At 70.6% G+C, this 17335-nt stretch carries 15 protein-coding genes; 5 read left to right on the top strand and 10 right to left on the bottom strand.

The genetic code is table 11. The annotated features are described in order from the left end of the window. Window positions 1-56 precede the first annotated feature (56 nt). Together ACWDAS_RS07005 and ACWDAS_RS07010 are read right to left on the bottom strand one after the other, a co-directional pair. Window positions 57-584, bottom strand: coding sequence for a DUF5994 family protein (locus ACWDAS_RS07005; protein WP_450387928.1), 528 nt, complete (start codon window positions 582-584; stop codon window positions 57-59). 1516 nt (window positions 585-2100) lie between these two features. Then, window positions 2101-2325 (bottom strand): DUF397 domain-containing protein, encoded by a 225-nt coding sequence (locus ACWDAS_RS07010; protein ID WP_450387799.1) that lies wholly within the window; start codon window positions 2323-2325, stop codon window positions 2101-2103. Window positions 2326-2460: 135 nt separating this feature from the next. On the opposite strand from ACWDAS_RS07010, the gene ACWDAS_RS07015 reads away from it, so the two are divergent. Further along, window positions 2461-3066 (top strand): hypothetical protein, encoded by a 606-nt coding sequence (locus ACWDAS_RS07015; protein ID WP_450387800.1) that lies wholly within the window; start codon window positions 2461-2463, stop codon window positions 3064-3066. A gap of 126 nt (window positions 3067-3192) precedes the next feature. Here the strand turns inward: ACWDAS_RS07015 and ACWDAS_RS07020 are convergent, their stop codons facing one another. Further along, window positions 3193-3984, bottom strand: a complete 792-nt coding sequence (locus tag ACWDAS_RS07020) for a bestrophin-like domain (protein ID WP_450387801.1) — start codon at window positions 3982-3984, stop codon at window positions 3193-3195. A gap of 256 nt (window positions 3985-4240) precedes the next feature. Between ACWDAS_RS07020 and ACWDAS_RS07025 the strand changes: the two genes are divergently transcribed. Both ACWDAS_RS07025 and ACWDAS_RS07030 read left to right on the top strand, forming a co-directional pair. Beyond that, window positions 4241-4480 (top strand): DUF397 domain-containing protein, encoded by a 240-nt coding sequence (locus ACWDAS_RS07025; protein WP_450387802.1) that lies wholly within the window; start codon window positions 4241-4243, stop codon window positions 4478-4480. A 955-nt stretch (window positions 4481-5435) separates the two neighbouring features. Continuing rightward, window positions 5436-5609, top strand: a complete 174-nt coding sequence (locus ACWDAS_RS07030) for a hypothetical protein (RefSeq protein WP_450387803.1) — start codon at window positions 5436-5438, stop codon at window positions 5607-5609. A gap of 172 nt (window positions 5610-5781) precedes the next feature. Here the strand turns inward: ACWDAS_RS07030 and ACWDAS_RS07035 are convergent, their stop codons facing one another. Further along, on the bottom strand, window positions 5782-6018 hold the full coding sequence (locus ACWDAS_RS07035) for a hypothetical protein (protein WP_450387804.1): 237 nt from the start codon (window positions 6016-6018) through the stop codon (window positions 5782-5784). A 536-nt stretch (window positions 6019-6554) separates the two neighbouring features. On the opposite strand from ACWDAS_RS07035, the gene ACWDAS_RS07040 reads away from it, so the two are divergent. After that, entirely contained in the window at window positions 6555-7856 is a 1302-nt protein-coding gene (locus ACWDAS_RS07040; RefSeq protein WP_450387805.1) for a cytochrome P450, read from the top strand. A 186-nt stretch (window positions 7857-8042) separates the two neighbouring features. Here the strand turns inward: ACWDAS_RS07040 and ACWDAS_RS07045 are convergent, their stop codons facing one another. The 5 genes from ACWDAS_RS07045 to ACWDAS_RS07065 all read right to left on the bottom strand — a co-directional run bounded on the left by ACWDAS_RS07045 (window position 8043) and on the right by ACWDAS_RS07065 (window position 13826). Then, the gene (locus ACWDAS_RS07045) at window positions 8043-8804 is read right to left on the bottom strand and encodes an SDR family oxidoreductase (RefSeq protein WP_450387806.1); all 762 of its coding nucleotides are present in this window, start codon (window positions 8802-8804) and stop codon (window positions 8043-8045) included. A gap of 3 nt (window positions 8805-8807) precedes the next feature. Then, window positions 8808-9308 (bottom strand): allene oxide cyclase barrel-like domain-containing protein, encoded by a 501-nt coding sequence (locus ACWDAS_RS07050; protein WP_450387807.1) that lies wholly within the window; start codon window positions 9306-9308, stop codon window positions 8808-8810. Window positions 9309-9434: 126 nt separating this feature from the next. Continuing rightward, entirely contained in the window at window positions 9435-9827 is a 393-nt protein-coding gene (locus ACWDAS_RS07055) for a hypothetical protein (protein ID WP_450387808.1), read from the bottom strand. Continuing rightward, window positions 9824-12361, bottom strand: coding sequence for a DUF4132 domain-containing protein (locus ACWDAS_RS07060; protein ID WP_450387809.1), 2538 nt, complete (start codon window positions 12359-12361; stop codon window positions 9824-9826). Before ACWDAS_RS07060 ends, ACWDAS_RS07055 begins: the two co-directional genes overlap by 4 nt. 217 nt (window positions 12362-12578) lie before the next feature. After that, window positions 12579-13826, bottom strand: a complete 1248-nt coding sequence (locus tag ACWDAS_RS07065) for a DUF6777 domain-containing protein (RefSeq protein ID WP_450387810.1) — start codon at window positions 13824-13826, stop codon at window positions 12579-12581. A 601-nt stretch (window positions 13827-14427) separates the two neighbouring features. Between ACWDAS_RS07065 and ACWDAS_RS07070 the strand changes: the two genes are divergently transcribed. Continuing rightward, on the top strand, window positions 14428-15078 hold the full coding sequence (locus ACWDAS_RS07070) for an isochorismatase family cysteine hydrolase (RefSeq protein WP_450387811.1): 651 nt from the start codon (window positions 14428-14430) through the stop codon (window positions 15076-15078). Between the two features lie 10 nt (window positions 15079-15088). On the opposite strand, the gene ACWDAS_RS07075 is transcribed toward ACWDAS_RS07070, so the two are convergent. After that, a complete protein-coding gene (locus ACWDAS_RS07075; RefSeq protein WP_450387812.1) occupies window positions 15089-17059 on the bottom strand; it encodes a prolyl oligopeptidase family serine peptidase in 1971 nt (656 codons plus the stop codon). Window positions 17060-17335: the final 276 nt, after the last annotated feature.

Genomic DNA, 17335 nt, shown 5'->3' on the forward strand with positions numbered 1-17335 from the left:
CCCTGATCGCCAGGCTGTCGCACAAGCCGAGCGATGATCATCCCTCGGCGGCACCATCACGTCGGATCGGTCGGGTTCTCGGACGCGCCTGCATCCTCCCCGCGCCCCGGACGATCCGGATTGGTGCCTGTGTCGATGAGGATCTGTTCGGCCCCTGTGACGTTGCCGGCTTCTACCGCCCTGGCCATCGCGGCGCGCGCGGCATCAGGGGTTGCCCGTGGCGGAACCACCAGCAGGGAGAAGTGGTCCCGGTCGCCGCGGGTGATCAGGACCGTGTCGTCGCCGACAGGAAAGGAGTCGATGTGCACGACCCGGTCGCCGATGGTCAGACGCGTGGGGAGTTCGTCCCAGGCCTCCGTGTCCAGGCCGACGCGCGTGATGGGGCCCAGATGACGGACCAACTCGGCGATCAGGCTGGGAAGTTCCGCGGCGATGTCGCGGGAACGCGGCCACCACGCACCGTCGAGGATTCCCTGGCGGTCCTGGGTCGTCTCCAGCCTCAGCAGTGCCGTCCCGGGTTTCACCGCTCGCTGGATCTCGTCCGGGAGGAGTTCGGGAAGGTGGGGGGTGTCGGAGTCGGCCATGGTGTTCTCGCTCGTCAGCACGGAGCCCGGCGAATACGCCGAGCTCCCGAAGCCGATTCGGCTCGGCTGTCAGTAGGCGACGTTCCCTGTCGTCTTCACCGTACTCCCCACACCGGCATACCGACCGGATGCGTCACCCCCCGGTTACGGAGCCGGGCCCTGCCGCCCGATGCCCCGTCGGGCGAGGGTCACCGTGCGGCGTCCCGGAGCGCGCGCCCGTTCACCGGGGCGCTCGCCGCCGGCCCCGGAACGGCATCCCGGCAGGTGCGGCGGTACGGAACAGCCGGCCGTCGTCCTCGCGGAACGTCGCCTTCACCTGCACCATGCGGCGACCGCCCTGGCGCCGGATCTTGTGCGAGCCGGCCTTGATGCCACTGCCCGCCGGCACGGGCCTCGGCGCCCAACGACATCACGCCATTCGATCGCACATTCGAATCCAAAGATGCGGCGGCAGGACAGCCAGGCACGCGCCGGCCGCCCGATCGGGCTGCTCCCTGGCGAACTCCGCCGCCGTGGCGCTCGCCCCGTCGACCCGCCCTCCGCGTGAGCAGCGGATGAGGGACGTGCGCGGGGAGCGTGGCCTGGACGTTTGACGAGGTCAGAGCACATTTCCGTACTCCTGACGCCTGCCCTCCGGAGCCGTGTGCGCAGGTTCGAATCATGCCGGGGGCACCTTGTACGAGGTGCCCAAAGACCCCGCCCCCAGCCAGGACGCTGAGTGCGGGGTCTTTGCGCATGCTCAGCCGTATGCCGCCGGAAGTGGCCGTAGGACAGGGCCTGTCGACTATCCGTGGACGGGATCTTGAGGGATCGGCGCAGGTCAGCGGGCGAAAATGACGAGGGCCCCGGATGGGTCCAGAGGCCGGTCCGCGCAGCGAGTCGATCACCGCTCTTGCTCGCGCAGCAGGTCATCGATCCGGTGGTTCGCAACCGCCGGCCGTCCGTCGATGGGCTTGACGTATCAAGTCACAGTCCCGGTCTGCCGGTTCAGCACCTCGATGCCGTCGCTACCCGGGAGCGCGCGCACACCTCGCCAGGCCGCGCCATGAATCCCCGGGTGGGGCGCCGCAAGGGGGACGAAAGCGATCGGGAAACGTCCCGCGCGCAATGATCAAGGGGGAGGAGTGCACATCGTGAAGCCCGGCCGGCGAAGACTGACTGCCGCAGGTGCGGCGGTAATGGTGACCGGGGCGCTTCCGAGCGGGTGCGGGCCGAGCGCCCACGCCGGCAAGGCCGGAAAGGAGCAACATGGCGAACCCGGATTCGGAAGCGACGCGTACTCCGTGGCGCTGTCCTTCCGCTGCGTAGGGGACCCGGGTGGCGTACCACTTCAGCGAACCGACTGCCGCGGCCCCCAGGACTGATCCGTTCGGCGGTGGCCGCCGCCTCCCCGAAGTCAGCGCCTCCGTAGGCGATATGCCCCAGCGAACGGCTCGGGGCTTGGCGGGCCCGCTTGCCAGGGCGGTCGATCTGCCTCGGCGAGCCGGCCCGTCAAGCGGGTGAGACGCGGTGCTTCCTAGCCGAATTCGCCGTTCCGCACTCCGTCCCGGAATGCCATCCATTCCTCCGCGGTGAACCGGAGGGACGGCAGGTCCCTGTTGTTCGAGTCGCGGATCGCGACGGCTCCCTCGCCGAGCTCCGCCACCTCGACGCAGTACGGGCTCGTCGTGCTCTTACTGCTCTTGGTCCAGTGCGCTTCCGTCAGGTCACGCGCGTACAGGTCGGACTTTCTCGCTTCCATGAGAACTCCGTTCGATGTTCGATCGGATATTCCCCCTTCCCACCCTCATCCCGCCCCTCACACGTCGCAACCGGCGTCGCGCCCACCTCGACGACCGCCGCGACCTCGCTGGTTCCGGTCCTGAGCTTCGAAGCCGTGGACAAGAGCGATCATGTGCTGCCGCAGGTCAAGGTGAGCACGGTGTACGGCGGCGACCGCGGCAACATGGCGGTGCCGTACGGAGGGGCCATCGACATCCTGCGGTTCTCCGGTCCCGGGAAGCACGATGTGGCGGATGTCCGGGTGACGGTGCAGAGTACGACCACCGCCCGGATCGGCGCCGGACCGCACGAGGTGACGGCGCGGGCGCCGCTCGACAGCCACGGACGCGAGATCACCGAATTCGAGCGATTCTCGGCAGTCAGGCTCACCAATGAGGACGACTCTCCCGTCGCCGTCCGGATCGCTCACATCCTCTGGGATCAGCCACCCAAGGGGGTCACACGGCAAGCAGCCGAAGTCACCCCGATGGGCGGACTGACGCGAGTGCCGAGCGACTGCCGCGGTGGCACACAACTCCAACGGCCCAGCAGTGAGGCTTTTCCGACCTCACTCCGAGCTGGGCGTAGGGGTGCCGTGACGCTCGCGCAGCAGGGCACCCACGTCCCCGGGGAGCGGAAGTGCACCATCGGTCGCCTACGGGCGCGATCGCCCACACGGCCGTCAAGGTGCGGCGTCTCCCGTGGAGCAATTCCCGCTTGAAGCCTTGAGGAACGATTCGGGAGGGCGTTGACGCCTCTGCAGATGTCAAGCAGAGGCCCCGTCAGTGTCGGCTGCGGGACACGGAGTAGCGATGAGCCGGTAGATCTCTCGCCGGACCTCACCACGTCACCTGCCCCAGTATTTGCTCAGCTGACCTTCCATGAACGGATGCGGACTCGCACTCACTTCGCCGGCGAAGGGGTGTTCGAGTACGAGGACGAGGGTGAGGCTCAGGCCTACCAGCAACGCGATCGACCCTACGAAAAGCAGCTGCACCTTGAGGCTCTCCACCCCGTAAAGCAAGGTGATCAGCATCACGATCAGCGCTCCCCCGTAGGTGAGGACCTCCAGGAGGGGAGGCAAATGTTGCGTTGCGGCCAGGATGCGGGTTCTGCGCTGTGCGGTCACATCGTTCAGCCGCTCTACCGACGCGCTGTAGAAGGCCTGTTCGGAATCGTTTTTAGGATTGTAATCCTGGAGGACTCCATACAATGCCTCAAGCTTACCCGATGTCGCGCTGAGGCTATTTTTTCCGTCGCGCATCAGCGGCCACGCATCCTCCACGACAGCGTGGACGTAGCCCCCGATCGCGCGATCCAATTTTTCCTGCACATCGTCCGGAAACGAATGTGCGTTGCGGGAAACCACAGCGAGATCCGTAGCCTCCGAAGTCACCACTGCCTGAACTTGCTCAAGATCGGTCCACAAGGTCACGATAACGAAGGCAAGGACGATTCCGTAGATGGCTCCGAACAGCTCAAGTACCGTGCGGGAGACATCATTGGTCACACCATTGATCAACTCGGGAAAAACACGGCGCGTCACCAGGCAAGCGACGAGAGACAAAACAACGACACCGCCAACGATGAGGATCGCGAGGCTGGCCGTGTCCAGGTTGTTGAGCAGCCAAAGTCCCACGCAGAGGACTCTATCCAGCTCGCGGCCGCGTTCAGGGTCGGCACGACCACCGCCTACCGCTGCATCACCGAGGCAGTCTAAGTACTGGCCGCGCCGGCCCCGACGCTCGCAGAAGCAGCACCCCGTGCCGCAGGTCGTTCGGCCCGCGCATTCAGGGCGGCGGGGCGGACAGCCGACCAGGAGGGCGGGATGCACATCAGGACCATCAGGGTGATGCGGAAAGGAGATCGTCCATCCGACAGCAACAGGAGATCCCATGATGGACGCAGCCAAGACCGAGCTGTACGCAATAGACCTGACTGATGCAAAGTGGGTTACGAGCAGCCACAGCAACAGGTGGGACAAGACGTGTGTGGAGGTCGCAGACCTCGGCGGCGGCGCGGTTGCGGTCCGCGATTCGCAGAACAGGGAGCTGCCGCCGCTGCGATTCACCGCAGAAGAATGGGTGGCGTTTCGACTGGGCGTGCGTGACGGCGAATTCGGCCAGAGCCCTTGAAAAGTGTGGGTACTGACGTTGCCGGCGTGGTGCCGTAGCTGACAGGCGATGGTTGAGGTGTTCGCACACCGACCCCGGCTCCGCCGCAATCCGAGCGCGCGCCAATGAGCGTGATCGCTCGCACTCGCGAAGCAGGTCCTCGATCCGGCGGTTGGCGACCTCCTGCCGGCCGTCGATGCACAGAGGTGTCCTTCCCCTCTTCCTGGCTGAACAGGTCCCCTGGGCGTCATCGGCGAACATGGCCCCGCCTCCGTCCATTCGACGGCGTCCCTTTTCGTGATGTAGCCGATCATCCGGCCGTCGTGCTCGTGGTGTTGGGCAGCGCCGGGGGGCGCCTTCCGGGAGGCCGGCGGGGCAGAGGTGGTCCGGATCCGCAGCACGCACCGGCAGGGCGAGTTTCGCGGGAGCGCGCGACACACCTCCGGCACAGTTGGCACCGCCGGCCCTCCCTGAAGGACCCCACCCCAGGTCAGCGAGCTGTGACGGGTGATCTACGCATTCGCTCCGGAGGCGTGTGCGCAGGTTCGAATCCTGCCGGGGGCACTCACCGGGAACCGGCGGAATCACTCCGCTGACCTGTGTGGATGCCGACAGCGAGCGCGGGACTCAGTCCCACTGAGTCGCGCTCTTCCTCCTGCCCCCACTGATCACGCCCCATCTGCGACAGAGCTGCGCGCCGTATCGGGGCGGGCCGCAACAAGAGCAGGGGACGGGGGTGGCAGATGCGCCCGTGCGGCGCCGCCGGGCCTGGACGGCGGCTGCACGGACCTTGGGACAGCGCAGGGTGAGGGAGCACTTCCATCTACCGGCGAAGGCGTTCGGCGCTCCTCGCCACGACGGCCGGTGGTCGGCGCGGCCGCGGACCTCGTCCGTCCCCGGTCGCCGAGTCACGCGGGGTGGTTTTGTCCCCTGCCTCAAGGGCACGCGGTCAGTGAGACTCCGCGGAGGTGCTGAGATGAGTGCCGGGGAGAAAGCCAAGGCGAAGGCCGAACAGGTCGCCGGAAAGATCGTGCGGAAGACGGCCCACGCGGTGCACAAGGACAATCTCGCAGCCAAGGGCGCCGCCCTCGAGGCGCGGGGCAGGATGCGGGGCGTGAAGGAGAGGACCAAGGACTCCTTCAAGCACTGACATCACGGGCTGTCTGCGATACATCCGCGCGCCGCAGCGAGGCGGGCCGCAACGTGATCGGATGCGGGCGACTGGTGCGCTTGCACCGGTCCCGTCCTCGCCCGGCCGAAAGCCGACCGCTCGGCGCGGGGCGGCGGGTCGCCGAAGAGGTCATCGGACCCGGCCGCCCATGTCAGAGGGCGGTGCCCGCAAGCGCGTATCCGGCGGCAGCCCGAGAGGCATCGAAGGAATCCAGGCCACTCACGGTGACTTTCGGGCTGTCCTCGTGAACCCGTGTTGTACCGGTCTTGAGTGGGACGCCGGAGGCACCTGTTGCGGTGGCGGGTGGTCTCTTCAGCCCGGTGCCCTTGGAGTCGCCGCCGGCATCGGTCTCGAGGACGCCGTGGCGGCCCACGGTGGAAGGCTGCATTGTCAATCACCTTGTCGAGCCGCCACAGTCGATCTTGTTACAGGCTTCCCTACCTCATCAAGGCACGTCACGACTCACCGCGTCCGCCCCGAGGTGCGAGGCGGCCAGCTTGAGGTGACCGGCGCCGCCACACCTCGCGGCCGGGGGCACCGGGGCGACGTGGGCCGGCTGCGGACCCACCCCGCAAGCACGCGCCTCATGCCCATGCGTGTGGCTTATGGCCCGAATATGACCCATATGAGATATGTGGCAACATGGCTTATGTAGCGTTTGGCACTGACAAGAACCTCTTTACTGAACCCTCGACCAGGGAGGGCTCAGACAGACGAGAGGAGTGCATCATGATCGCCAAGCTGCTCGGCAGACTGTCCTTCACCCGCCACTACGGTGCGTACGGGGAACACGAATGGGATGCGTACGCCGGCGACGACTAGGTCTGACCGCACTGCCGGCGGGCGCCCCCGGGCGTCCGCCGGCTCCCGGCGACGCTGCCGGCGACATCGGCCTGGACAGGTACGAGGGCCAGGGACGATCTCATGGGCCGAATGCATGAGCCGCCGCGGTTGCCCGAGAGCAGCTTCGCGGCCTGGAGCCGCGACCGGCTGGCGCTGGCGCGGCGTGGCGCTGACGAGTGCGGGGACGTGTGGCAGCTGGAGCCGGGTGTCTACGTAGCCGCTACGGCCGAGCCGTGTGAAGCAGTCCTGCGTCGCGCGCAGGACTTCCCCAAGGCGCCCTCGCCCCTCTTCCCGCCGTTGAAGCGGTCGAGCGGAGCACCGACGCCGGAGGAGCGCGCCCACGCTCACGCCGCCCGCATGCGCGGGCTGCGCGCGCAGGCGGTTGCAGCCCGTATCGGTGAGATTGCGCCCAGGACCGCTCGATTCGCCGACCAGTGGCCCACGGGCCAGGACGTGGAGATTCTGCCCCCGGTCCGGAACGCCCTGGCGGAGATCGGCCTGCACTACCTCTTCTCCGAAGACGCTCCCACCCTGCTGCCCCTTGCCTCACAACTCTTCCTGGCCCGGGAGATGCTCGTACGCCCCTCGCGCTGGATATGGCCGCGATGGATCCCCACACCGGCACGGCGGTTCCGCACACGGCAGCAAGTCGCCTTCACCAACGCATTGCGGCCCGTCGTCCGCCGGCGCCGTTCATCGGGCCGGCTCGGTGACGACGTGCTGGGACAGATGCTCCAGCCCTCCTCCCGCTACGGCCTACTGCCGGAAGAGGCCATCCTCGACACTCTCCCCGGAATCACCGTCGCCACCTTCGAGACGCCTTCCCGGGCAGCCGGATGGATCCTGCTCCACCTGGCCCGGCACCCCCAGGCAGCGGACCGCGTCGCGGCCGAAGCCGCCTTGCTGCCCGCGAACCCGGCCGCGACGACCAGCACCCACCTGGGCAGCCTGCAATACACCCAGGCACTGGTGTACGAGGTGCTCCGGCTGTACCCCCCGAGCTGGCTGCTGACCCGGCGCGCCACGCAACGGACTCAGCTCGCCGGCTACACCATCGACGCCGGGTCCACCGTTCTCGTCTGCCCCTACACCGCCCACCGCGACGCACGGGAACACTCCGAGCCGGACCGGTTCCAGCCCGAGCGCTGGCTCGATGATGCGGGCTCACCGGCGAAACCCGGGGTCTTCCTCTCCTTCGGTACCGGGCCGCATGGCTGCGAGGGAGCCGCTCTGGCCATGGCGATGCTGACGCTCCTGACTGCGCAGACCGCCCGCCGCTACCGCTTGAGCGAGCCGCCGGGACCGGAACCCGGCTACCAGGTCAGCACTTTCGAAGGTCTCGCAACTGTCGGCTTGCGCCTGCGTGCCACCATGCGCGGCTGAGGGCAGTCCAGCTTTCAGTGACAGGCCGCCTCCACCCGCGAACCGCGGACTCTGATCAAGTTCGAGCGCCGTTGCGCATACGCTCGGGCGGCCAGCTTGTGGTCCGCTCATCGTGTGTCGCTGGTCGAACTCGTTGGGGACCATGCCCTCAGGCGCTGGTCCGAGCTCCGGCGCGTCGGCGGGAGATCAGTGGGAGAGGAGCTGCTGGCCGCCGTCGATGTCGTACGTCGCCCCGGTGAGCGCGTCGTTGGTCATCAGGTGCACCGCCAGGGCGGCGACGTCGTCCGGGGCGACGACCCGCCGGATGGGGAGCCTCTCCCGCAGTTCCGCGCGCCGGGCCTCGAGTTCGTCGCCCAGGAGTGTGGCGGACAGGGGCGTGTCGACGAAGCCCGCGGCGATGAGGTTGACCCGGATCGGCGCCAGTTCGAGCGCCAGGTTGGCGATGAGGGCCGGCAGGGCCGCGGTCATGGCGGACACGACGCTCATGCCGACACCGGGGCGTCGTCCGCCGGTGCCGCCGATGAACACCAGCGTGCCGCCGGCCCGGACCTTGTCGCGGCTGTACTGGGCCACGGCGAGTGTCGTGGCCATGCGCTCGCCGAACTCGCGGCGGGCCGCGGCGACGTCCATCGCTTCCAGCGGCATGTAGAAGGGGCGCCCGGCCGTGACCATCACGTGGTCGACCGGGCCCGGCAGGCTCCGGAAGAACTGCTCGAGCCGGTCGGTGTCGGTGACGTCGAACGCCGCGGTGCTCACGGGATCGAGTTCGAGGGCGGCCTGCCTCAGCCGTTCGGGGTTGCGGCCGACCAGCACCGCCTGGCCGCCGTCCGCGCGTACCCGGCGGGCGGTCGCGAGTCCGATGCCCGCGCTGCCGCCGATCACCACGACCGTCCGGCCCGCGAGGTCCGGCGGCCCGTGGGTGCCGGACCCTGTGGATTCGATGGTCATGCCCTACCTACCCGCCTGCTCGTCGAGGGTGATGTGGAAGGTGAGCCGCCGCTCCGTCTCACCGGCGGGGACGGTGTGCACATAGCCCCGGGCCGTGCGGTAGGCGCCCGAACCCCCGGTGACGGCGACGTCGATCGTGCTGGGGGGTGGCAGGTGGAGCAATGCCTGCGCGGTGAGCTGTCCCTCCGGCAGGTCGAAGGTCCCCACGCACTGCAACTGGCTCGGTTCGAGGTGGATGTAGGTGCAGACCACGCTGTGGTCGCCGACCCTCCGGCCGTCACGGTACAGGTCCTCGGCGATGACGAGTTCGTCGCCCGAGCTGAGACCCTTCTTCCCCAGATCGACGGATCTGGACTGGGTCTGTTCGGCGACGACCTCGATGACTTCGGTGCGCTGGCGAGTGTCTCCGGGGCCCGATGTGCCGGCGAACGCCGGCGGGGCCCCCGCCAGTACGGCTGCCAGGCCGGCTGCCGCACTGAGACAGCGCAGAGTGATGGTGCGCATGACGCGCCTCCCGCCCGAGGCGGAGTTGTGTCCTTCTCCCCTCAACGTAACGGCTCGTGGCCGCGATCGCGCGGCGTGCGCCTGCCGCGGTCCCGGCCGGGCCGGTGTTCCGCGGCGATTCCCCCCTCAGCCGCCGGCCAGGGCGACGAGCTTGATGAAGACCAGGTCGGGGTCGGCGCTGAGGTCCACGACGTCGTCGAGGTCCTCGACCTGGCGGTCTCCGGCGAGGACGAAGAAGCCGTTGGAGAGGAAGGCGCGTTCGGCGATGTCGGCCTGGCGCCGCCAGTCGACGGTACGGGCTTCGCGCAGGCGGTAGCCGTTGAGTTCGGCCTCGGCGTCGTCGGGGCGGACGAGGCCGTGGAAGCGGTCGGTGGGCCGGGCGTTGTGGCGGGCGACCTCTTCGCGGACGCGGAGCCGGATCAGTTCCCGTACGGTCATCCGCTCGGGGAGTCCGGCGACCTCCAGCGCGCCGATCGGTTTGCCCGTCGCGGTCTCGTCGCGGAACGTCACGGTGGTCATGAGGCGGCCCGCTTGATCTGGTGGAGGATGGTGGGGTCGGTGATCCGGGAATCGGCGGCGAGCAGGAAGGCCTTGCTCAGGATCAGGGCGAGGCGGTCGTCCTCGAAGGGCAGGAAGACCTTGGTGTCGGCCTTGCGGCGGGACGGGACGATGCACAGATAGGCGTCGTCCGGTTCCATCAGGATGTTGGCCGAGCCCAGGTGGATCCGGTACGTGCCCAGGTCGCCCCGGACGGTCAGATAGCGGCCCTGCAGCGTGCAGCGGTCGGCGATCGTCAGGCGCGGCAGGATGCGCTGCAGGGCCTCGCGGCGGACCTCCGCGTTCGCGGTCAGTTCGCCGAAGCCGGTCGTCCGCCAGTACGCGGTGTATCGGTCCTCGCCGCGGTCGGTCCATTCCGGGTCGGCGGCGATCGAGGTCACGCCCACGAAGAGGTCGACGTCGCGCATCGCCTCGCTGAACACCAGCGGCGGCACCTCGGCCAGTGGGACCTCGTGCCAGCGCCGGCCGTCCCGTCGCTCGAAACGGACCTGGTCCGTCGCGGCGTGGTCGGGGGCGTAGCCGTTGTCATCGTCCGAGGCCGGCTCGTGGTGGAAGCAGGCCCGCCATGCCCCGTCACCGAACTCGGCCCGGGCCACGCCGTCGTGGCCGCCGTCGTAACGGCCGAGGAAGTTGGCCTGCCATCCGCGTTCCTTGAACAGGGCGTAGAGCCGCAGGTAGTGCACGATGTGGGCGGCGAACCGGTTGGAGTAGACGCCGGTCTCCTCCTCCGCCGGGGTCAGCAGGTAGATCTCGCGGAACGCCTGCTTGAACGGCTGCCGCAGCCGCTCGGCGACGATCCGCGCCCGCCACGCCCTGATGTCGTCCAGCGACGCCCGGATCGGGTGCCACAGGCGGATGTGCGCGGGTTCGCCTGACGGCTCCGTCGCCGGTGCCACCGCCTGCCAGCCGCCCTCCGCGCCCTGCGGGTCCTCCGCGCCCCGGACCTCCCATATCAGGCCGCGGACGAGGACTCCGGTGACCGGGTGGTCGCGGTAGTACCGGCACCACTCGTCGTAGGGCCAGGTGCGCCCGGCCGACATCAGCGCCTCGACGCGGGCCCGTTCGCCCGACAGGGTGGCCCGCACCGCCTTGGCCAGGGCCTTGAGTTCCGCGAGCTCGTCCGGGCATCCGTCCTTCACCGCCGCAGGGGCCGTGCGGGACGTCCGCCCGTCGGGGCCGGTGAAGGTGAGCCGAACCGTCACCGCGTCCTCGATCGCCACCCGCACCCGGTGGCCGGCCAGTTCGCGTTCCAGCGAGCCGTCCGGCGCCAGGCCGTGGTCAGGCACGCTGCGCTCGACGAGCTGCCCGGCCGTGATGCCCTGCCGCGCGGCGGCCGTCAGCAGTGCGGTGTCGAGCTGCTTGAGCAGCGCCCGGTGCCTGAGCTGCGACTGCAGCCGCCACAGGGCCTCCAGCGCGGCCGGATCGCCGATCTCGGCAAGCGCGTTGATCGCCGCGCCCGCCAGCTTGAGGTCCTCGACCACGTCGGTCCCGGGACCGCCCGTCCGCAGGGCGAGGGCGCTCAGGTGCGCGACCGCGGCCGGACCCGCCGTCAGCGCGGCGGCCCAGACGACGCCCCGGGCCAGATCACCGTCCTTCTGGTGGACGACGTAGTGGTAGTGGAAGCCGCCGGTGTCCCACCGGGTGTAAGGGCCGCTGCTCCTGGTGCACAGCGGTTCGCCCCCGGCCAGCACCCGCAGCGTCTCGGCGACGGTGTCGCGTGCCGCCGCGGCGTCCCCGAGCGTGAGGCACGTCCGCCGCCACCGCCGTGTGGGACGCGGGCCCGGCAGGCTCGCCAGATGCCGGACGAAGCCGGCCAGCTCCGCCGTCGGCGAGGTGTTCGCGCGGTCGCGCAGCGCGGCGGCCCAGGGGGCGTACGGGGGGATCAGTCCTTCGGGGATGTGTGCCTCGTCCACGTCCGCCAGCAGCGGGCGCAGCCGCCTGCCGAGCGGGCCGCGCAGGCGCGCCTCCACGTCGGCGGCCATGAGCTTCTTGTACGCGTGCCGGAGCCAGGGGGCGGCCGCGCGGCGGCCGTCGGCGTCGAGCTGGTCGGCCGCGTCCAGCACCTTGCCCAGCGCTTCGGCGAACCAGAAGCCCATGTCGTACTCGGTGACGCGGAGCAGCATCACCGCGACCTCGCCGGGCGTCCATCCGCGCACGCGGGTCGTCAGGGACCCGATCTCGCGGTCGTACTGCCACAGGCCCCTGTCGTCGAAACGCGCCGCCAGCAGCAGGCACAGGACGCCGGCCCGGCCCTCCTCCTCGGTGCAGGCCGCGAGCCGTCCGTCGATCTCCGCCCCGGTCGCCGCGCACAGGGCCTTGAAGCGCTCGTACTCCTCCTCCGGCTCCCGCCACTTGGAGGCCTCCCGAAGCCGCAGCTCGTTCTTCTGCCGTTCGAGGAGGTCGACAAGCCATCGGGCGCGATCCAGCGCGGCGGACCGCACGTCGTCGAGCGCGTCGTTCCTGCGGGATTCGGCCACCAAGGTCTCGTAGAGCATGGGTGGATGTTGGCAGACCGGACCGACAACGCCGCCGGCCTGCGAGTTCGGCCCGCAGAAGCCCCGAGGGCCGGGTGGGTGTCAGGCCCGTGGCGGCGCCCGGACGCCGCGCCCGGGAGCGGACGGTTCGACCGCTCACCCCCGCTGCCGCCGCAAGGCCCCGTCCCCGGCCGGGAGGCGGGGCGGGGCCTTGTTCACCGTGCGGTGGCGGCGTGCGTCAGCCGGACGGAGGTGCCGCCGGGGACAGCGACGGGCGCGGCTGCGCGGGGGACTTGGGCGGGACGGGCTGCTCGGGGGACTTCGGCGGGACGGGCTGTTCCTGGGGCTGTTCACCCGTGCCGCCGCCCGAGGACTTGGGCTGGGCCGGCTGCTCGGGCTGGGAGGGGGGCTTCTGGGGCTGCTCTCCCGTGCCCGGGGACTGCGGTTCCTGCTTGGGGGACTGCTCCTGCGTGCCCGGGGACTTGGGCTCCTCCTGCTTCGGCGACTGCTCCTCGCTCTTCGGGGATTCCTTCTCCTTGCCCGGGGACTGCTCCTGCTTGGGCTCCTCCTTGCCCTTCTCCGGGGACTGCTCCTGCTTGGGCTCCTCCTTGCCCTTCTCCGGGGACTGCGGCTGCTCCGGCTGCTTCTTCTCCTCGCTCGACGGCGGCTGGGTCATCCCCGGCGGCTCCAGCTGCGAGCCGGTCGAGGGCGAGGGCAGGATCGGACCCGGGGAGTCGGAGGGCTGGCCCTTGGGGGTTTCGACCTTGTGGTCGTGCTTGCCCTCGACCTTGCCGCTGGGGCGCTCGAACCAGCGCTTGCTGTCCTGGTCGTAGAGCGTGAGCGTCTTCATCGGCTTGTCCGAGGGGACGACCGCGACCAGCCCGGCGGCGCGGAAGGTGTCCCACTGGCGGCCGCTGTAGGTGGGTGTGCCGTTGACGGCGTCGGGTGCGGTCAGCGGGTTGCCGCAGGTGCAGCGGACGGCCGGGACGCCGCGGTTGTCGACCAGGACGGGGGTGCCGGCCTGGAGGATGGCCTGGTAGTCGGTGACCTTCCCGTCCTTGAAGCCGTGGCTGGTGACGCGGGTGTCCCAGTTCAGCTGAACGGGCGTCAGCGAGCGCAGGTGGGAGGGGAGATCGCTCTGCTTGACGTGCAGGGTGTCCGCGAAGGCCTTGCCGCGGGCCGGGTCCTTCGTGAGGTACGCGATCTGCTTCTCGACGTCGCAGGCTGCCTCGTTCTGCTTGCCGCTGTACAGGCCCGGGTGGGCGCCGCTGACCTTGAGGGTGCCGCCGGGCGCCGAGGACTCGTTCGGGGTGATGGTGGGGGTGACCGCGGTGCCGGACTTGCCCGCCGTGGAGGGGGTGAAGGGGTCCGGGCCGGCCGCTGCGGCGTTCTGCAGGAAGATCTCCCCGCCGCCCTTGGTGCCGCCCAGGAAGGAGAAGGCGAAGATCACCGCGACCGCCACGACCATCGCCGTGCCCGCGGTCACCAGGGTGCGGCGGGTCCGCCACCACGGGGACGGGGGTCCGCGGTGGCGGCCGGGCTCACCTGGTTCGCCGGCACGGCCCGCGCCGCTCGGCGGGCCCGGAGGGCCGGGGGGAGGCGGCGGGCCGGGCGGTGGTGCGCCCGATGGCGGCGGGGGCGCCGGTGTCGCCGGCGGGTGCTCGCCCGACGGCCGGCCGGACAGCGGTCCGGACGGAGGGCCAGTGGGGCGTTCGGACGGAGGTGGTATGGAACTCACGACGTTCTCCCCGGGCATAGGGCATCGGGAAATGATGTTGATTCCCGTGCGCCCTCCATCACCATTATGTGCATCTCTTCCGGGAGGAGTGAATCCGCGTCGGGATGCCGGAAGCCGGTATTTCACGGGCTTTTCGGCAGTGCGGCACTCGCGAAGCAGTGCCGCCCGGTACGGAGGGGCCGCCGCTCCGCGCGCGCCACGGCTCACGATAAAGCCCGGTGAACGGGGTGCGTCATGTCCCCGGTTTTCGGGGCTTGACAGCCCGGACCGGCCCTGACCTGCACCTCGGGTACGGATCACGCTTCGGGGACAGAATCGTTGGAGGGGTTCTTCGATGGGGAGTGTCCGTATGCACACGGCGGGATACAACGACACGAATACCGGTCTGCTGGTGGTCGACCCTTACAACGATTTCCTGTCCGACGGCGGAAAACTGTGGCCGCGCACGAAAGCGGTCGCCGAGCGGGTGGGGCTTCTCGACCATATGCGGCAGGTGCTCGCGGCGACCCGGGCGTGCGGGATACGGACGTTCTTCGTGCCGCACCGCAGGACGGCGCCCGGGGACTACGACGGCTGGGAGTTCCTGTCCCCCTCGCAGGAGGCGACCGCCAAGGGACAGGTCTTCGCCCTGGGCACATGGGGCGGGGAGTTCCACCCGGACTTCCAGCCCGTCGAGGGCGAGGTGCGGGTGCACGAGCACTGGTCCGCGAGCGGCTTCGCCAACACGGACCTGGACGTCCAGCTGAAGCAGCACCAGGTGTCGCGGATCGTCCTGATCGGGATGCGCGCGAACACCTGCATCGACACCACGGCCCGCTTCGGCCAGGAGCTGGGCTACCACGTCACGCTGGTGCGGGGCGCGATCGGCGCGTTCCGCCCGGAGGAGGTGGACGCCACCCTCGACCTGAACGCGCCGGCGTACGCGCACGCCGTCCTCACGACGGAGGAGTTCCTGGGCGCCCTGCCGCCCTGCCCCGAGGAGTACGGGGCAGGGCGGTAGGGCGCCGCGGTCAGGGGGTCTGCGGGCCGGTGAGCCGGCGGTCGAACCAGGCGCGTGTGCGGCGCAGGAGGTCCAGCAGGTGGCCGCGTTCGCCGATCATGTGGCCCTCACGGGGATAGACGACGAACTCGTGGGGAACGCCGTGGTGGCGCAGGGCGCGGTGGAGGAAGAGGCCCTGCGAGACCGGCACGTTGGCGTCGTCCTCGCCGTGGACGATGAGGACCGGGGTGCGGATGCGCGCGGCGTACGAGATCGGGCTGACGCGGTCGTGGAGGTGGGGGCCGGGGCCCTCCCACCCGACGCTGCCGCTGCCGCCGGACTCGCGGACGGGTCCCTGCTCGCCGGTCGCCGCCTGCAGGCCCCAGTCGCTGACGCCGGCGCCCACCCACGCGGCCTTGAAGCGGTCCGTCTGCGTCACGGCCCAGGCGGCCAGGTAGCCGCCGTGGCTCCAGCCGGCGATGCCGAGCCGGTCGGGGTCGGCGACGCCCTCGGCGACGAGGAGGTCGATGCCGTCGGTGATGTCGGTCCACTCGGCGCCGCCGAGGGCGTCGTCCACCGCGGTGGACGCGAAGGCGTGGCCGTGGCCCTCCCCGCCGCGGGGGTTGGGGAGGAAGACGGCATAGCCGGCGGTGGCGAGCAGCTGGCCGGGGGGCAGGTCGATGTGGAACTGCCATGAGTCGCTGTAGCGCCCGTACGGGCCGCCGTGCGCCACGGTGATCATCGGGAAGGGGCCGTCCGCGCGGGTGCGGCCGGGGGGCAGGAGCAGCAGGCCGTCGAGGGCGAGCCCGTCGGAGGCCTTGTACGCGAGGCGCTCCTGGCTGCCCCAGCGGATGTCGCGCAGTTCCGGGCGGGTGTCGCTGATCCGCGCCAGCGGCCCGCCGGGGGGCCCGGCGTGGACGTCCTTGGGTTCGTACGCGGTGCCCGCGAGCACCGCCACGGTCTCGCCCGTGCGGCTCGCGCTGAGCGCGTGGACGATGCCGGGGCGGGTGTGCAGGCGGCGGAACCGCAGGTCTTCGGGGTCGAGCCGGAAGAGCGCGGTGTCCAGCCCGTCGGAGAACACCGCGAGCGGCGGGCCGTCGGTGACCTGGACGAGCTCGGTGGGGCAGACCTCCATGCCCTCGGTCAGATTGCGCGGCTCGGGCACCGGACCGGGGCCGGCGCCGGACGGGACGGCGCGGTCGAGGACGGAGAGGGCGAAGAGGTTTCCCGGCGGGGTGCTGGCGAGGTGGGCCACGTGCCAGCCGTCCGCCGCCCGCCACCAGACGGGGTGCTGCGCGGCGTGCCCGGCCGGACCGAGGTCGTGCACGGCACCGGTTCCGGTGTCCGCGATGTGCAGCCGTGCGGTGAGCCAGCCGGGGTCCTCCTCCGCGCTCTCCCAGGTGAGCACGGCCAGCGGGCCGCCATCGGGGCGTTCGGCCACCTCGACGACGTGCCGGCCGGCGAGGGCGTCGACGGTGCGCACGGTGCCCGTGTCGAGGTCGAGCAGCCGCAGGCGCGCACGGGGTTCGGGGTCGGTGCCCTCGCCCCACACCATCGCGTCGTCGCCTTCGGCCCGGCGGCGTTCGTCCTCGGCCTCGTCGGGTTCGTCGGCGGCGATCAGCGCGACCGTACGGCCGTCGGCGAGCGGCAGGTAACCCGAGATGCCGCCGCGCCAGGCGGTCAGGGTCTCGGCGGGGCCGTCCGGCGCGCCCCCGGCGGCCAGGCGTACGCGGTGCAGTTGGCGGTCGGAGGCGAACAGGACCGACGCCGAGTCCGGGGCCCAGCGCGGGACGCCGATCCAGCTCGTGCCGTCGGTCAGCGGCCGGGGCGGGGAGCCGCCGTCGGCGGGCACCGCCCACAGGGTGCTGAGCGGACGTCCCGGGAAGCCCACGGTCCGTGCCGTGCAGACGACCGTGCGGCCGTCCGGGGAGACCGCGGGGTACATCGGCGTGACGCTGTCCACGACCGCCTGTGCCAGCAACTCGCTGTTCACATCGTTCACTTGGGTCCCGTCCTCCTCTGGGGAAACGGGCACATCCTGCCGCAACCGCGTGCACGCGGCCAGGCTCCCCTGATCCCGGCGATGCCTGCCGGTGGCCGTGAGGAGGGTCGTGGAGCTGTCGCCGTCGAGGACGAACGGCCTCCTGAACAGCGGCCTCGGCGCACTCCCCGCGGCCGAGCGCGTCGCGTACGCCGCGCAGGCGGGGGACGGCGTCACGCGGTTCGCGGCGTGCGCCCTGGCCGCCGCCTCGGTCGTACGAGATCGGCCTCGACGGCC

The organism is Streptomyces sp. NPDC001070 (genome assembly GCF_053598835.1).

Bases quoted from the DNA above. Each gene is read 5' to 3' on its own strand.
- ACWDAS_RS07005 (WP_450387928.1), bottom strand. From the start codon at position 584: ATGGCCGACTCCGACACCCCCCACCTTCCCGAACTCCTCCCGGACGAG.
- ACWDAS_RS07070 (WP_450387811.1), top strand. From the start codon at position 14,428: ATGCACACGGCGGGATACAACGACACGAATACCGGTCTGCTGGTGGTC.
- ACWDAS_RS07025 (WP_450387802.1), top strand. From the start codon at position 4,241: ATGATGGACGCAGCCAAGACCGAGCTGTACGCAATAGACCTGACTGAT.
- ACWDAS_RS07055 (WP_450387808.1), bottom strand. From the start codon at position 9,827: ATGACCACCGTGACGTTCCGCGACGAGACCGCGACGGGCAAACCGATC.
- ACWDAS_RS07045 (WP_450387806.1), bottom strand. From the start codon at position 8,804: ATGACCATCGAATCCACAGGGTCCGGCACCCACGGGCCGCCGGACCTC.
- ACWDAS_RS07050 (WP_450387807.1), bottom strand. From the start codon at position 9,308: ATGCGCACCATCACTCTGCGCTGTCTCAGTGCGGCAGCCGGCCTGGCA.
- ACWDAS_RS07010 (WP_450387799.1), bottom strand. From the start codon at position 2,325: ATGGAAGCGAGAAAGTCCGACCTGTACGCGCGTGACCTGACGGAAGCG.
- ACWDAS_RS07035 (WP_450387804.1), bottom strand. From the start codon at position 6,018: ATGCAGCCTTCCACCGTGGGCCGCCACGGCGTCCTCGAGACCGATGCC.
- ACWDAS_RS07060 (WP_450387809.1), bottom strand. From the start codon at position 12,361: ATGCTCTACGAGACCTTGGTGGCCGAATCCCGCAGGAACGACGCGCTC.
- ACWDAS_RS07040 (WP_450387805.1), top strand. From the start codon at position 6,555: ATGGGCCGAATGCATGAGCCGCCGCGGTTGCCCGAGAGCAGCTTCGCG.
- ACWDAS_RS07030 (WP_450387803.1), top strand. From the start codon at position 5,436: ATGAGTGCCGGGGAGAAAGCCAAGGCGAAGGCCGAACAGGTCGCCGGA.